We start from the raw sequence: 15,837 nt of genomic DNA on the forward strand, positions 1-15,837 counted from the left end.
TAGCGACGCATTCTAAGGAGAGTGATACTTCAGGAAAATTCGTTTTTTTAGCAGTTATACTTCGCTTTTTACGAACTGAATGTGCCCATGCTCAACTACCGCCAGCTGCATTATTTCTGGGTTGTGGCCAAGACCGGCAGCATCGTCCGCGCCTGCGACCAGTTGAACCTGACCCCGCAAACCATCAGCGGCCAGATCAGCCTGCTGGAACAGACTTACGGCATCGAATTGTTTCGCCGGGTTGGCCGCCAGTTGGAGCTGACCGAAGCCGGACGCCAGGCCCTGCCCTACGCCGAGCAGATGTTCCAGCTCGGGGGCGAGCTGGAAGCCATGCTCCGCGCCCGCCCCGACGAACAGCAGATCCAGTTCCGGGTCGGCGTGGCGGATGTGGTGCCCAAGTCCATCGTCTATCGCCTGATCGCCCCCACCATGGAGCTCAGCGAGCCGATCCGCCTGACCTGTCGCGAAGACAAGCTCGAACGCCTGCTGGCGGACCTGGCCATCCAGCGCCTGGACCTGGTGATTTCCGACAGCCCGATGCCCTCGCACCTGGACATCAAGGGCTACAGCCAGAAGCTCGGGGAATGCGGTATCAGTTTCTTCGCCACCGAGGAGCTGGCGCGACGGCACGGCGCCGACTTCCCACGGGGCCTGCACGGCGCGCCACTGCTGATTCCCGGGCAGGAAACCGTGGTCCGCAGCCGCCTGCTGCGCTGGTTCGCCGAGCAACAGTTGCAGCCACGGATCATCGGTGAATTCGACGACAGCGCCCTGATGCAGGCCTTTGGCCAATCCGGCAGTGGAATCTTCATCGCCCCCAGCGTGATTGCCGACGAGGTCATGCAACAGTACGGAGTGCAACTGATTGGCCAGACCGATGCCGTGGCCGAGTCGTTCTACGCCATTTCCGTGGAACGCAAGGTCAAGCACCCCGGCATCGTGGCCATTACCGAAGGGGCGCGACGGGAATTGTTCACGCCCCTCAATCTCTGATCAGGAAGCGCAGGCACTCGGCGCTTTGAGCTTCATCAGCAGCAGCGCCAGGGCGATCGACAGCAGAATGAAACCCGAGGCCGCGAACCCCAGGCTGCCCAGGCCCAGGGTATCGATCACCCGGCCGCCGACCATTGCCCCCAGGCCAATGCCCAGGTTGGCCCCGGCAATGTTCAACGAAGCGGCGAAGGCCGGCGCCTGGGGAGCCGCCTTGATCAAGCGCACATGGCTCACCAGGAACATCGCCGCCTGGGTCACGCCCCAGATGGCCATGGCCGCTGCCAACCCCAGGGTCGAATGAATGCTCGGCACCAGGGCTACCATGCCGCCAATCATCAGTGCGCAGAACACCATGGAGGCGATCAACGGGTGACGGTCCACCGCCCGGCCGCCCAGGGAATTGCCGATCAGGCCCACCGCGCCAAAGCCCATCAGGCACCAGCCCACCAATGCACCGTCGAACCCGGCCAGGCGCTCGAGTATGTCCGCCAGGTAGGTGTAGGCAGTGAACATGCCGCTAAATACCAGGATCGACAGCAGCACATGCCCTTGCATCAGCGGGCTGCGCAGGATGCGAAACTGCGCCCGCAGGCTCACCTGCTCGTTGTGCTGGCAGGTTTGCGGCAGGTAGATAAACAGCAACAGGGCCTTGGCGAACGCCACCACCGCCAGGATACCGAAGGCGCTGCGCCAGCCGAACGCATCGGCAATCAGGGTGCCCACGGGAATCCCGAACACCGTGGCGCAAACAATGCCGAAGCCGATCTTGGCAATCGCCCGCCCGGCGTAGTCCGGGCCGACGATGTCCACCGCCGTCTCGCTGGCCAGGGCCCAGAACACCGGCAACCCCAGGGCCGGTACCAGCCGCGCCAGGGACATCACCCAGATGTTCGGCGCCAGCGCCGCCAGGGTATTGGCCAGGCCGAACATCACCAGCACGCTGATAAACAGCTTCTTGCGGGGAAAACGCGCGAAGTAGGCGGTCAGAAATGGCCCGAAGGCAGCCACGGTAAAGGCGAACAGGGTCACCAGCAGCCCGGCCTGGGACACGCTGACCTGCAGGTCGCGGGCAATCGACGGCAACAGACCGACGATGATGAACTCCGTGGTCAGCACGGTAAAACCGGCGGCCGACAACAGCAGGATGGGCAACAGCATGCAGAACTCCAGAAACAGCGACAGCAGCGACAGCCCGAAGGGCCCGCTGACTGGATAGAAAAAGGGGATGGCGAATCTTAACAGAGTGCGCCCGGCTCCGGGCAACCACCGCGTGCACGGCTCTGCAAGGGGCAAGTGGCAGATCGTCACATCGACGCGGTAACCCCGGCCTGCTGTGATAAAGTCCGCCCCCTGCTGAAAACAGGCCCTGTCGAGTTCGTCTACCCTTCAAACGTCTCGATCGCCCGTCGCCTTTTCAGACTGCGTCTGTGCCTGGCGGTTCAACCACCGGCGCTGGCGACCGGCAGGCTCCGCACATTAAAAAAAACAGAGATACCGCTATGAGCGCTTCACCCCCTTCCTTTCTGCATTCCCTCAAACGCCTGAGCCTGGTCACGCAGATCGTTATCGGCCTGATCGCCGGTATCGCCCTGGCACTGCTGGCACCAGAGGTGGCGAAATCCACCACCTTTATCGGCAAGGTATTCGTCTCGGCGCTCAAGGCCGTGGCGCCGATCCTGGTGTTCGTGCTGGTGATGGCCTCCATCGCCAACCACAAGCACGGCCAGGAAACCCATATCCGGCCGATCCTGGTGCTCTACCTGCTGGGCACCTTCGCCGCTGCCGTGGTGGCGGTGATCGCCAGCAGCCTGTTTCCTTCCGCCCTGGTGCTGTCCACCCACGACGTGGCCATCAGCGCGCCCGGCGGGATCACCGAGGTGCTGCAAAGCCTGCTGCTGAGCGTGGTGGACAACCCGGTCAGCGCCCTGATGAACGCCAACTTCATCGGCATCCTGGCTTGGGCCATTGGCATGGGCGTGGCCATCCGCCATGCCGGCGAGACCACCCGCACCGTGCTCGATGACCTGTCCAACGGGGTGACCGTCATCGTGCGCGTGGTGATCCGCTTCGCGCCCCTGGGGATCTTCGGCCTGGTGGCCTCGACCCTGGCCACCTCGGGCTTCAACGCCCTGCTCGGCTACCTGCACCTGCTGGCGGTCCTGATCGGCTGCATGCTGTTCGTGGCCCTGGTGATGAACCCGCTGATCGTGTTCTGGAAGATCCGCCGCAATCCCTTCCCGCTGGTGCTGACCTGCCTGCGCGAAAGTGGCATCACCGCCTTCTTCACCCGCAGCTCGGCGGCCAACATTCCAGTCAACCTGGAACTGAGCAAGCGCCTGGGCCTGCATGAAGACACCTACTCGGTGTCGATCCCGCTGGGCGCCACCATCAACATGGCCGGCGCGGCAATCACCATTACCGTGCTGACCCTGGCCGCCGTGCACACCCTCGGTATCGCCGTCGACCTGCCCACCGCCGTGCTGCTCAGCGTGGTCGCGGCCATCTGCGCCTGCGGTGCTTCCGGCGTGGCCGGCGGCTCGCTGCTGCTGATTCCCCTGGCCTGCAGCCTGTTCGGCATTCCCAGCGAAATCGCCATGCAGGTGGTGGCCGTAGGCTTCATCATCGGCGTGCTGCAGGATTCGGCGGAAACCGCGCTGAATTCCTCCACCGACGTACTCTTCACCGCCGCCGCGTGCATGGCCCAGGAAGACAAGGCGCAAGCCTCGGCCTGATGCGCACATCCCGGATCGGCATGGCCCTGTAGCCACTGCCGAACCCGCTCCCTGCGGACCGTTCGCAGCCTGCGGCAGCAGCCACAAAAAAGCCCGGCCAGGGTCAACCTGGCCGGGCTTTTTTGTGCGCTACGAGAACCTCGTAGCCAAACGCCTTAGAACGCGCCCATGTAGTCGCGCTTGCCCACTTCCACACCGTTGTGACGCAGGATTGCGTAGGTGGTGGTGACGTGGAAGAAGAACTGCGGCAGGCCGTAGGTCAGCAGGTAGGACTGGCCACTGAAGCGCTTCTCTTTCGGGGTGCCCGGACGGGTCACGATCTCGATGCCTTCCTTGCCATCGATCTGCGCCGGCTGGATGCCGTCGATAAAGGCCAGGACCTTGGCGATCAGCGCCTGCAGGTCGGCGAAGGTGGTTTCAGTGTCGTCGTACTTGGGCAGCTCGACTTCGGCCAGGCGCGCCGATACGCCCTTGGCGAAGTCCACGGCGATCTGCACCTGGCGCACCAGCGGGAACATGTCCGGGTACAGGCGCGCCTGCAGCAGGGCGTTGGGCTCGATGTTCTTCGCCGTGGCGTGGGCTTCGGCCTTGTGCAGCACGTCGCTCAAGGCATTGAGCATTTGCTTGAAGACAGGAACGGAAGCGGCGTACAGGGAAATAGTCATGACAGTCTCGACAGGGAATGGCGGGAATACAGCGAGCAGCGATTATAGCCACAGCACGCCAGCACGGGGCCTTTATCCGCAGCGCTCCTGGCGATACACGCTGGGGGCCACGCCGAACCAACGCTTGAAGCTCTGGGAAAAACTCGACAGGTCACTGAAGCCAAGCCTTTCGGCAACCTGGGACAGGCTCAGCCGCGGATTGCCCAGCAACTCCAGGGCCCGGGCGCCTCGATGCCCGGCCAGTACCTGCCGATAGCAGGTGCCCTCCTCCTGCAAGCGTCGCTTCAGGGTCCGCACGCTGGTGCACAGCAGCCGGGCCATGGCCGGCAAGTCCGGTACGCTTGCCGCCGGCAGGGCATCCAGGTGCTGGCGGACCAGCGCGGCAACCCCCTGATGGGCCTGTCGCCGCTCCAGCAACTGCGCGCACATCTGCTCGCACATGGCCACCGTGAGCGGGTTGGCCTGGGGCAAGGGCCGGTGCAAGAAACGCCGGTCGAAGGCCAGGGTATTGGCGTCGGCCCGATAGTCGGCGGGCACCCCGAGAATCTGCGCCGGCTCGTCGCCTTCTAGCTCAAGGCTGACACTGCGACCGAAACGCAGCAGGCGAAAATCCGCACCGACTATTTCCTGCATCAGCGTCGCGGCGGCGGCCATGTCCCGCTGTAACAGGAACTGCGCCAACAAGGGGTCCGCCACCCGAGGCTCGGCAAAGGTCAGCACCCCGAGCCCCGGCTCCAACCGGTAGCCGATCTCGGCAAAGGCGTAGGTCAGCGGCAGGAACCGCAAGGCCAGGGCCAGGGCATCCGCCGGGGTGGCGCTGCTGATCAGGCCGTAGCCGAACAGGCCATAGGTGGAGAAGTGATAACGCGCCCCCACTGCATACCCCAGGCCCCGGGGCTGGCCGAGCAGCGCCAGCAGGTTACTGGCCAGGCGCAACTCCTGGGCCGCCGACAGCAGGCTGTTGGGGTTTTGCAACTGCTCCCGGGACAGCCCGCAACCGGCCAGCAACCGCGCTGGCGCCAAGCCCTTTTCGCAGCCGAAACCGAGCAGCAGCAAGGCGCTGGAAGGTCCCCGGGTGAACGACTGAGTGCTCATGGGCGCGGCTCGTGAAGAAAGGTGTTGGCCCAAATACTAAAGCACTTGTCCCGTTACAGCATGGGGTCCACGGTTTATTCCCCGCATGCTTCACTGATCGGGGCTGCACCGCAGAAACAAGGAAGTGGCCCCGGGAGCATCAACCCTGCGCCGCACAACAATAACAACGAGGTCGTCATGCGCGAATTCGCACCTGCTACACACCCCGCCCCCGACTCGGCCACACCGCTGGAGGCCATCATCATCGGCAGCGGCTTTGGCGGCCTGGGCATGGCCATCGCCCTGCGCAAGGCGGGCGTGCACCGTTTCGTCATTCTTGAAAAAGGCCAGGACGTGGGCGGCGTCTGGCGCGACAACAGCTATCCCGGCGCTGCCTGCGACGTGCCCTCGCACCTGTATTCGTTTTCCTTCGAACCCAACCCGCACTGGTCCCGAGTGTTCGCGCCCCAGGCAGAAATCCATGGTTACCTGCAACATTGTGCCGGCGTCTATGAGCTCAAACCCCATATCCGCTTCGGCGCCGAGGTGCGCCATGCCGAATTCGATACCGCCAATGCCTGCTGGCATGTCACCTGCGCCGATGGACAGCGCCATGCCGCCCGCCTGCTGATCAGCGCCACCGGCCAGTTGAGCCGCCCGGCCCTGCCCGACCTGCCGGGCATGGCCAGCTTCCGCGGCCGGGTCTTCCACTCCGCCCACTGGGATCATGACTATCCCCTGGCGGGCAAGCGGGTGGCGGTGATCGGCACCGGCGCCTCGGCCATCCAGTTCGTCCCGGAGGTTGCCAGGCAGGTGGCCGAACTGAAGGTCTTCCAACGCTCACCGGCCTACATCATGCCCAAGGCCGACCGCCCCTACAGTGCCGAGGAAAAGCAGCGCTTCCTGCGCCAACCCTGGAAGATGAAGCTGGTGCGTGCGGCCCACTACCTGCACTTCGAATCCCGGGCTTTGGGCTTCACGCGCCTGCAGGGCCTGACCAAGTGGGTGGTCGGTGGCCCGTTCAAGAAGCTGCTGCACACCTCGGTCGCCAGCCCCGAACTGCGCCGCCAGATGACCCCGGACTACCCCATTGGCTGCAAGCGCATCCTGCTGTCCAACGACTACCTCAAGACCTTCGACCAGCCCCATGTGCACCTGCTGACCCGAGGCATCCGGCAGATCACAGAGCACGGCATCGAAACCCTGGACGGCGAGGAACACGCCGTGGACGCGATCATCTATGGCACCGGTTTCGCCGCCACCGAGTTCCTCTCGCCCATGCGCATCACCGGACGCGACGGGCTCGACCTGAACCAGGCCTGGCAAGGTGGCGCGGCGGCCTACCTGGGCATCAGCGTGCCGGGTTTTCCCAACTTCTTCATGCTCTACGGGCCCAACACCAACCTGGGCCACAACTCCATCATCCATATGCTGGAAAGCCAGATTTCCCACGTCATGCAGGCCCGCCAGGCCCTGCTGGACAGCGGCGCCAGCCATGTGGAAGTGGACGAACAGCGCCACCAGCGCTTTCAACTGGGCATCCAGCGCCGCCTGGCCACTTCGGTGTGGAGCGGCTGCAAGAGCTGGTATGTCGACGAACGGGGGCACAACAGCACCAACTGGCCAGGCTTCACCTGGTCCTACCGCTGGCTGGCGCGCTATGCCGGGCTGGCGGCCTATCGCCTGTCCAGCCCGCTGGACACCCAATCCCCAGCCTGCGACGGGCAACGCATAGCCGCCCCCCGGAACTGGTTGGAGCGGGCCAACGCAGCCTTCCTGCGGGTTTTCCTGCGGGTCAGTTTCAGGGCCTTGATCGGCCCGCCCCGGGCCCTGGCCAGCCAGCGCAAGATAGTCGACCGGTTGTCATGGCTGATGCCCGGCTGCCTGGGCGTGAACCGCCGGAGCATGCAGTTGGACGGGCTCTCGTTGCAGATTGTCGAACCCGGAACCAGGGCGCCCAAGGGGGTGATTCTCTACCTGCACGGTGGCGCCTTCTGCCTGGGCAGCCCGCGCTCTCACTACAGCGTCACCAGCCGCCTGGCCAGGGACAGCGGCTGCGCGGTGTGGGTGCCGGACTACCGGCTGGCCCCGGAACACCCCTACCCCGCCGCGCTGGAGGATTGCCTGGCCTGCTATGACGCGATCCGCGCCCAGCTCTGCCCGGCGGACAAGCTGCTGATTGCCGGCGACTCCGCCGGTGGCGCCCTGGTGCTGGCCCTGGCCCTGGCCCTGAAGGAGCGTGGTGAGGGGATTGCCGCCGGGCTGATGCTGCTGTCGCCGGTCACCGATCCGGACCTGGGCGGCGCCAGCATGCAATCGCGCCAGGAGGCCGACCCGATGATCCGCCGCGACTGGCTGGAGCAAGCCCTCAAGGCCTACGCAGCGCCCGTTCAAGCACTGAGCCACCGCCCCCTGGAAGCAGACCTGCGCGGCTTGCCGCCGATGTTGATCCAGGTGGGCGACCAGGAACTGCTGCTGTCCGACTCCACGCGCCTGGCCGAGCGTGCCAGGCAGTCCGGCGTGGCTTGCCAGTTGGAAATCCACCAGGGCCGCTGGCACGTGTTCCAGTTGCAGGCGTTCTACCTGCGCTCGGCGAGAAACGCCCTGCTGGGCCTCGCCCGGTTTGCCCGCCAATGCCTGGAGACCGCGGGCCAAACCCCGCAGGCAGCCGACTCACCCCGTACGACACAGCCTGCAACAGATCCGCAACCCAGCTGAACCGGCTGCCCTCGCCCAAAGCATGGTGGCGGGGGCGCCCCGGTCAACCGGCGCTGGCGCGGGCCGCGCCAAGTTCTAATGGCAAGATCCGGGTTCTGGAGGTAAAACAGAGCCCCTCGAAAGTGGCCGACCCGGCCACGCAGAAAACCCGGACGCTGTTCCAGCGCCCGGTGGCGTTTTTTTCACGATCCATCCATCAGTGACCAAGGGACCAGCACTTATGAGCAGCGAGCACGACACACCCGGTGAAGCACTGCGCTTGAGCAGTACCGATATCCGCATCCTGGGTTCGTTGATCGAAAAGCAGGCCACCAGCCCGGAAACCTATCCCCTGACCCTCAACGCCCTGGTGATTGCCTGCAATCAGAAAACCAGCCGCGAACCGGTGATGAACCTGACCCAGGGCCAGGTCGGGCAAAGCCTGCGTGCCCTCGAAGCCCGGGGCTTCACACGCCTGGTGATGGGCAGCCGCGCCGACCGCTGGGAACAGCGCCTGGACAAGGCCCTGGAACTGGTGCCGGCGCAACTGATCCTGTGCGGCCTGATGTTCCTGCGTGGCCCGCAGACGGTCAACGAACTGCTGACCCGTAGCGGGCGCATGCATGATTTCGAAGACAGCGAGCAGGTCCTGCACCAGCTCGAACGCCTGATTGCCCGGGGCCTGGCCCTGCACATTCCGCGGCAGGCCGGCCAGCGCGAAGACCGTTATACCCACGCCCTGGGTGACCCGGCGGACATCGAGGCAATCCTCGCCGCCCGCAGCAACCCGGTTGAGCGCAGCGCCGGCGGCGCGGTTTCAGTGGAACGCATCGAAGAACTGGAAGCGCGGATCGCTGCCCTGGAAGAGCGCCTGGCCCAACTCGAAGGCTGAACCCCGGAGCCGCTGCCGCAGGCTGCGATCGACCTCGAAGGGGGCTTCAGGGCCCTGCTGGCCCTGCGGGCCTTGTCGCGGCCTGCGGCAGCGTTGACAGGGCTTCGGGCTCAGGGGCGGGCGAAGGCCACGGCCTTCTGGAACTGCTCTTCGCTTGGGCGCACCCCGGTATAAAGCACAAACTGCTCCAGCGCCTGGATGGCAATCACTTCCAGCCCGGTGATGACCTGCTTGCCCTCGGCCCGGGCCCGCAGGATCAACGGCGTCTCCGGCGGCACCGCCACTACATCGAACACCGTCTGCGCCGCCTTTATCGCCTCGGCGTCGAACGCCAGCTGCTGCGCCTCTGGCCCGCCGCTCATGCCGATCGGGGTGACGTTGATCAGCATCTGCGGCCGCAGGCTGCCCAACTCGGCCTGCCACTCATAACCCAGGGAGCTGGCCAGGGCGCGCCCGGCCACTTCGTTGCGGGCCACGATCACCCCGTTGGCATAACCACCATCACGCAAGGCACTGGCCACGGCCTTGGCCATGCCGCCGCTGCCGCGCAGGGCAAAGCTCGACTCTCGAGGCACCCCGTGGCCCGCCAACAATTGCGCCACAGCGATGTAGTCGGTGTTGTAGGCCTTGAGATGGCCGTTGGTGTTGACGATGGTATTGATCGAGGCAATGGCCCGGGCCGAGGCATCCAGCTCATCCACCAGGGCGATGCAGTCTTCCTTGAACGGCATGGACACCCCGCAACCGCGGATGCCCAGCGCCCGGATCCCGGCTACGGCGCCGGGCAGGTCCTGGCTGCTGAAGGCCTTGTAGTAGAAATTGAGACCCAACTGCTCATACAGGTGGTTGTGAAAACGCAGGCCGAAATTCCCCGGGCGCCCGGACAAGGACATGCACAACTGAGTGTCTTTGTTGGGGTTCATTTGCATATCGGTTTCCTCGCTCGGCACTTTCAGATGGACGGGATTGGTCTGGCGCGCCGCTTGGCCTGATCATATCGGCGCGTGTTCACCGGCCTTCGCCACCGCCCAGGGATGACGGTAAAGAGACCGGTACAGACCTTACACAATATTTACTCAGCGGCTGTGCAGATTTCGCAGGAACCGCTGTCTTAGAAGTATCCCCGCGTCAGTTCTTGAGTCTGGTGCAGACCATAAACGCTGGGGTTGAACCGAGGAATGACCATGATCTCCAAAATCCCCAAGATAGCCTTGCTCATTGGTGCACTCGCTGTCGCAGGCCAGGCTTCAGCCCACGGTGGTGGTGGCTGGGTCGGGCCCGCCGCCTTGGGTGCTGTTGTCGGCGCTGCCGTAGTGGGTTCGGTGATCGCCAACCAGGATCGCCCGGTCTATGTGCAGCAAGCGCCGGTGTATGTCCAACCGCAGCCGGTCTATGCCGCACCGCCACCACTGGTCTACTACCAGCCGGCACCGGTCTATGTGCAGCAACCGGTCTACTACCGCCCGGCACCGGTGTACTACGGGCCACCTCGCGGTTACTACGGCCACCCGCATTACTATTACGGCCCGGGTCCCGGCCGCTGGTAAGCACTGGCAGAATCAAACAACAGGCCCCGCCCCCAAAGCGGGGCTTGTTGCATTTTGCCACTATCCGAATGTCTGAATAATTCTCAAGCATGTCGTGACTGGAACAGTATTTGCGTTTAAATCCGGCAATAGTGTACTGATCCCACGGCTGCGGTGAGCGACATGCGACTGTCATGTTTGTGTCATTCAAGGACGACAAGATCGACACAGTCCGCTCGCCACAGGCCCATAACAACAAGGACGAATCCATGCCCACGCAAAACCCGCACCGCGTCGCCGGCCTCTGCACCTCCAGCCGGGTGTACGACGCCCTGACCGAACTCAAGCACCTGGAAGGCCACCGCAGCGCCAAGTTCCTCTCGCTGCTGGCCCAGAACCTGGTGCGCAAGGGCCTGCTCAACGAGCAGGAAGTGCTGCACATGCTCGACCAGGTGGTGGACTGAACTGCCGGCTGCGGTAGCACCGGCATCAATGTCCACTATCAGATTGGGTGATTTTTCGTAGCACTTGGGGCTTTGTAAGGTAACCCCCTCAGATCGAGGAGGTTGTCATGCCCAAGATTCAGATCATGTCCGTCATTGGCAGCGCGGTCCCCGCATCGCTCAGGGAACTGGGCTTGCTGGCTTGCTGGTACCTGGTGCGCGACGGCGAGATGGTCAGCGGCCCGCTGACCTCCCTGCCCGCCGCCCAGACCCTGTCCCGGCAACTGGCGCTGTGCATCGTCCAGCCCTAGGGCAACTGCACCCGGGGCCGGGTCTCGACGAAAAGGGCCCAGCTGGACATGAACAGCGCGGCAATCAGGGGCCCGATGACAAAGCCGTTGAGGCCGAAGATCGCCAGCCCTCCCAGGGTCGAGATCAGGATCAGGTAGTCCGGCATCTTGGTGTCCTTGCCCACCAGGATCGGCCGCAGCAGGTTATCCACCAGGCCGATCACGAACACCCCGAACAGCCCCAGCACCACCCCTTGCCAGATCGCTCCGCTGATCAGGAAGTAGGCCGCCACCGGCCCCCAGACAATCCCCGCCCCCACGGCCGGCAACAGTGACAGGAACGCCATCAGCACCGCCCAGAGCAAGGCGCTGGGAATGTCGAGAAACCAGAAGATCAAGCCCCCCAGGGCGCCCTGGGTCACCGCCACCAGCACATTGCCCTTGACCGTGGCCCGCACCACTCGGTTGAACTTCAATTGCAGGCGGCGCTTCTGGTATTCCGCCAGGGGCACGGCGGTGCGGATCTTGCGCACCAGCTCCGGGCCGTCGCGCAGAAAGAAGAACAGCAGGTAGAGCATGATGAAGAAGCTCACCACGAACTCGAAGGTGCCCTGGCCGAAGCTGAAAGCCTGGGTCGCCAGGTACTGGCTGCCCTGCATCGCGCTCTTGACCACCTTCTCCTGCAGCCCCTTGAGTTCGCCCAGGCCGAAGCGGTCCAGCAGGTGCTGGAAGTACGGCGGCAGGCTGTGCTTGAACTGAGCCAGGTAGGCGGCGATATCCAGCTGGCCGCTTTCGATTTTCTTGTACAGCTCGGCCCCCTCCTGCACCAGCAGCACGCTGGTGATGATCACCGGCAGAATCGCGATCACCAGGCAGATCAACAGGGTGCACAGGGACGTCAAGTTGCGCTGCCAGCCGAAGCGGGCCTGCAGCCGGCGCTGCAAGGGGGCGAAGACAATGCCCAGGATCACTGCCCAGAACAGCGCACCGTAGAACGGCAGCAGAATCCAGATAAAGGCCAGGGTCACCAGTGCCAGCAACAGCAGCAGGCTTTTGTTTTGCAGGTTGGTTTGGTTCATCTACAGGTCCAGGTCTGTCACGCGGAAAATCAGCGTCCTGAGGCTTAGTCCCCGGCCGCGGCGCCGAGTGCCGTTTTTTCTGCTGTCGGCATAGATCCAGATCAATGAATACCCTAGCGCACTGGCTTACCCTCGCGACCTTTTGCGACCGACAGCCCCATGACGCTCCTCGCCAAACCCGAACTCCTGGCCCCCGCCGGCACCCTGAAGAACATGCGCTACGCCTTCGCCTATGGCGCCGACGCGGTGTACGCCGGCCAGCCGCGCTACAGCCTGCGGGTACGCAACAACGAATTCGACCATGCCAACCTGGCCCTCGGCATCCGCGAGGCCCAGGCCCAGGGCAAGCGCTTCTACGTGGTGGTCAACATCGCCCCACACAATGCCAAGCTCAAGACCTTCCTCAAGGACCTGGCGCCGGTGATCGAGATGGCCCCGGATGCGCTGATCATGTCCGACCCGGGGCTGATCATGCTGGTACGCCGGCACTTCCCGCAGATGCCGATCCACCTCTCGGTGCAGGCCAACACGGTGAACTGGGCCAGCGTCGAGTTCTGGCAACAGCAGGGCCTGACCCGGATCATCCTGTCCCGGGAACTGTCCCTGGAGGAGATCGAGGAAATCCGCCAGCAGGTGCCGGGCATGGAGCTGGAAGTCTTCGTCCACGGGGCGCTGTGCATGGCCTACTCCGGGCGTTGCCTGCTGTCGGGCTACATGAACAAGCGCGATGCCAACCAGGGCACCTGCACCAATGCCTGCCGCTGGAAATACAGCGCCCAGGCGGCCACCGAGAACGCCGTGGGCGACATCGTGCAAAGCTACCAGCCGGAGCCGACCCTGGGCCTGGGCGCCCCCACCGACCAGGTGTTCCTGCTGCAGGAAGCCAATCGCCCGAGCGAGCTGATGCCGGCCTTCGAGGACGAGCACGGCACCTACATCATGAACGCCAAGGACCTGCGGGCGGTGCAGCACGTGGAGCGCCTGACCCGCATGGGCGTGCACTCGCTGAAGATCGAGGGGCGCACCAAGTCGCACTTCTATTGCGCACGCACCACCCAGGTCTATCGCCGGGCCATCGACGATGCCGCCGCTGGCCGCGAGTTCGACCGCCAGTTGATGAGCGATCTGGAGTCCCTGGCCCAGCGCGGCTACACCGAGGGTTTCCTGCGCCGGCATGTGCATGACGAGTATCAGAACTACCAGAACGGCAGCTCGGTGTCGGAGCGCCAGCAGTTCGTCGGTGAATTGACCGGCGAACGCCGCGACCGCCTGGCCGAAGTGAAGGTGAAAAACCGTTTCGCCCTGGGCGATCACATGGAACTGATGACCCCTCGGGGCAACTTCCACTTCGACCTGCACCAGTTGCAGAACGCCAAGGGCGAAGCCATCGAAGTGGCGCCAGGTGACGGCCATACGGTGTACCTGCCGATCCCTGATCAGGTGGACCTGCGCTTTGGCCTGCTGATGCGCGATATCAGCGCCTGAGCCGTGCAGGTGACACCCTGATGTAGCTGCTGACGGGGGCTGTGGGACCTTCTGGTAGGCTGCCTAAAGACCGCCACGCAAGGCCCTTCGGGCCTTTTCGCAGCCTCGCAGGCTCGGCAGCGGCTACACCAGCCCCAGCGCCCCTCAGATACGGAATTGCCCCACCAGCCGCCCCAGGCGCTGACCCAGGTCCGCCAGGCTGCGGGAAGTCTGGGCGCCGCGCTGGGTTTCATCAGCCACACTGTCCACCGCCACGGCAATCTGGTGCACGCTGCGATTGATCTCTTCGGCCACCGCAGTCTGTTCTTCCGCCGCACTGGCAATCTGCGCGTTCATCGAATTGATGGTGCCGATCAACTGGGCCATGGTGTCCAGCGACGCCCCGGCTTCGTTGGCCTTCACCGAGGTGCCGTCGCCCGCATCGCTGGAACGGCGCATGGCGTCCACCGCCACCCGGGTGCCCTGCTGCAGGCGGTCGATCATGCCCTGGATTTCCTGAGTGCTCTGCTGGGTGCGGCTGGCCAGGGCCCGTACTTCGTCGGCCACCACCGCAAAACCGCGCCCGGCCTCCCCGGCCCGAGCCGCTTCGATGGCGGCGTTCAGGGCCAGCAGGTTGGTCTGCTCGGCGATCGAGCGGATCACGTCCAGCACGCTGACAATCGACGTCACGTCCTGCTGCAGGCTGTCCAGGGAAGTGCCGCTGTTGCGGATATCGCTGACCAGCGCATGGATCTGCTGGATGCTGCCATCCACCACACGCTTGGCCGCCTGGCCCTCTTCATCGGTCTGCTGGGCGGCAACGGCTGCGCCCTGGGCACTGCGAGCCACCTCATGGGCTGCGGAAGACATTTCGTTGATCGCCGTGGCCACCTGATCGGTCTCGTGGCGCTGGCGCTCCATGGCCTGTTCCGAACGCTGGGCCTGATCCGAGACCTGGGTCACCAGCTCGGTGAGCTGGCCGGTCATCTCGGTGATCTGGCGCACCAGGCCGTGGATCTTGTCGACAAAGCGGTTGAACGAGCCGGCCAACTGCCCCAGTTCGTCCTGGCTGGTAATGGCCAGGCGCCGAGTCAGGTCGCCCTCGCCGGCGGCGATATCGTCGAGGTTGGCTTTCATCAGGTTCAGCGGGCGCAGCATGGTGTTGGCCACCAGCATGCCCAGGGCGGCGATCACCACCAGCACCACCGCGGCGATCCCGAGGATGCTCAGGACCATGCCTTCCATGCGCTGATTGACGCTGCTCTGCACTGCGGCGACCTGGGCGTCGATGCCATCGAGGTTGACCGAGGTGCCCAGCACCATGTCCCACTTGGGCAGGTACTCGGTGTAGCCCAGCTTGGGCACCAGCACGTCGCTGCCCGGCTGGGTCGAGCTGTATTGCACATAGTGGCTGCCGTCCTTGCCGACCCGCACCAGCTCGCGGTTGACGTACACACCATTGGGGTCGCGGTTGTCCTTGAAGCTCTTGCCCACGCCGTCCGGGCTGTTGCCCTTGAACAGGCGCACAGTCTCGGAGTCGTAGCCGAAGAAGTAGCCGTCCTTGCCATAGCTGATATTGGACAGCAGCTTGACCACTTCGGCCCGGGCGGCCTGATCGCCCTGCGCCGCCTCATCGTAGAGCGGCTTGACGGTAGTCAGCGCGACTTCCACATAACTCTGCAGGGTGGCCTTGGCTTCAGTCAGCAGCCGGTTGCGGGTTTCCTCGACTTCCTTCTGTGCCTGCTGGCGCAGCATGAGCACGGTGCTCAGGCTGATCACCAGGGCGAACAGCAGTACCGGGAGTACTGCCAGGGACAGGACTTTGGCCTTCAGGCTCAAGCGCATAGGGGGCTCACTCTTGGTTTTTTATTGGCGTGATATGCCGTTAACGGCACGCCAAAAAAAAAGTTGAGCCTGACCCCCTAGGAGCCGGCTTGCCGGCGAAGGGGCCCTCGAGCCTTGCACCGAGCTTGCCGATGCCT

Annotated in this window: 14 protein-coding genes; 8 read left to right on the plus strand and 6 right to left on the minus strand. The window is 64.4% G+C overall.

Annotation, left to right across the window (positions count from 1 at the left end; translation table 11 throughout):
• The first annotated feature begins 87 nt into the window (after nt 1-87).
• Complete coding sequence (gene nhaR, locus BLS75_RS30290) at nt 88-993, plus strand: transcriptional activator NhaR (RefSeq protein ID WP_019092849.1); 906 nt, start codon at nt 88-90, stop codon at nt 991-993.
• Here nhaR and BLS75_RS30295 read toward each other — a convergent pair whose 3' ends face one another.
• Complete coding sequence (locus tag BLS75_RS30295; RefSeq protein ID WP_072452657.1) at nt 994-2,151, minus strand: MFS transporter; 1,158 nt, start codon at nt 2,149-2,151, stop codon at nt 994-996.
• A 341-nt stretch (nt 2,152-2,492) separates the two neighbouring features.
• Here BLS75_RS30295 and sstT point away from each other — a divergent pair, with 341 nt between their 5' ends.
• Complete coding sequence (gene sstT / locus BLS75_RS30300; protein WP_015636354.1) at nt 2,493-3,725, plus strand: serine/threonine transporter SstT; 1,233 nt, start codon at nt 2,493-2,495, stop codon at nt 3,723-3,725.
• Between the two features lie 155 nt (nt 3,726-3,880).
• On the opposite strand, the gene BLS75_RS30305 is transcribed toward sstT, so the two are convergent.
• Nucleotides 3,881-4,390, minus strand: coding sequence for a DUF1993 domain-containing protein (locus tag BLS75_RS30305; RefSeq protein ID WP_011062285.1), 510 nt, complete (start codon nt 4,388-4,390; stop codon nt 3,881-3,883).
• 72 nt (nt 4,391-4,462) lie between these two features.
• Entirely contained in the window at nt 4,463-5,485 is a 1,023-nt protein-coding gene (locus BLS75_RS30310) for an AraC family transcriptional regulator (protein ID WP_072452656.1), read from the minus strand.
• A 177-nt stretch (nt 5,486-5,662) separates the two neighbouring features.
• Here BLS75_RS30310 and BLS75_RS30315 point away from each other — a divergent pair, with 177 nt between their 5' ends.
• Complete coding sequence (locus tag BLS75_RS30315; protein ID WP_072452654.1) at nt 5,663-8,182, plus strand: flavin-containing monooxygenase; 2,520 nt, start codon at nt 5,663-5,665, stop codon at nt 8,180-8,182.
• 220 nt (nt 8,183-8,402) lie between these two features.
• Nucleotides 8,403-9,053: a YceH family protein gene (locus BLS75_RS30320; protein WP_011062288.1), complete on the plus strand. Its 651-nt coding sequence runs from the start codon at nt 8,403-8,405 to the stop codon at nt 9,051-9,053.
• Between the two features lie 110 nt (nt 9,054-9,163).
• Here BLS75_RS30320 and BLS75_RS30325 read toward each other — a convergent pair whose 3' ends face one another.
• On the minus strand, nt 9,164-9,982 hold the full coding sequence (locus BLS75_RS30325; protein ID WP_011062289.1) for a shikimate 5-dehydrogenase: 819 nt from the start codon (nt 9,980-9,982) through the stop codon (nt 9,164-9,166).
• Between the two features lie 249 nt (nt 9,983-10,231).
• Between BLS75_RS30325 and BLS75_RS30330 the strand changes: the two genes are divergently transcribed.
• From BLS75_RS30330 to BLS75_RS30340, 3 genes are all read left to right on the plus strand, one after another.
• Entirely contained in the window at nt 10,232-10,600 is a 369-nt protein-coding gene (locus BLS75_RS30330) for a hypothetical protein (protein ID WP_072452652.1), read from the plus strand.
• 248 nt (nt 10,601-10,848) lie between these two features.
• Nucleotides 10,849-11,043 (plus strand): hypothetical protein, encoded by a 195-nt coding sequence (locus tag BLS75_RS30335; RefSeq protein WP_011062291.1) that lies wholly within the window; start codon nt 10,849-10,851, stop codon nt 11,041-11,043.
• A gap of 107 nt (nt 11,044-11,150) precedes the next feature.
• Complete coding sequence (locus BLS75_RS30340; RefSeq protein WP_072452650.1) at nt 11,151-11,333, plus strand: hypothetical protein; 183 nt, start codon at nt 11,151-11,153, stop codon at nt 11,331-11,333.
• On the opposite strand, the gene BLS75_RS30345 is transcribed toward BLS75_RS30340, so the two are convergent.
• On the minus strand, nt 11,330-12,391 hold the full coding sequence (locus tag BLS75_RS30345) for an AI-2E family transporter (protein ID WP_011062293.1): 1,062 nt from the start codon (nt 12,389-12,391) through the stop codon (nt 11,330-11,332). The two genes, BLS75_RS30340 and BLS75_RS30345, sit on opposite strands and share 4 nt — an antisense overlap.
• 159 nt (nt 12,392-12,550) lie before the next feature.
• Between BLS75_RS30345 and yegQ the strand changes: the two genes are divergently transcribed.
• Nucleotides 12,551-13,876 (plus strand): prephenate-dependent tRNA uridine(34) hydroxylase TrhP, encoded by a 1,326-nt coding sequence (yegQ, locus tag BLS75_RS30350; protein ID WP_072452648.1) that lies wholly within the window; start codon nt 12,551-12,553, stop codon nt 13,874-13,876.
• Between the two features lie 144 nt (nt 13,877-14,020).
• Here yegQ and BLS75_RS30355 read toward each other — a convergent pair whose 3' ends face one another.
• A complete protein-coding gene (locus BLS75_RS30355) occupies nt 14,021-15,700 on the minus strand; it encodes a methyl-accepting chemotaxis protein (protein ID WP_072452646.1) in 1,680 nt (559 codons plus the stop codon).
• Nucleotides 15,701-15,837 lie beyond the last annotated feature (137 nt).

This window comes from Pseudomonas sp. NFPP12, from assembly GCF_900103205.1.
GTDB classification, from domain to species: domain Bacteria; phylum Pseudomonadota; class Gammaproteobacteria; order Pseudomonadales; family Pseudomonadaceae; genus Aquipseudomonas; species Aquipseudomonas protegens.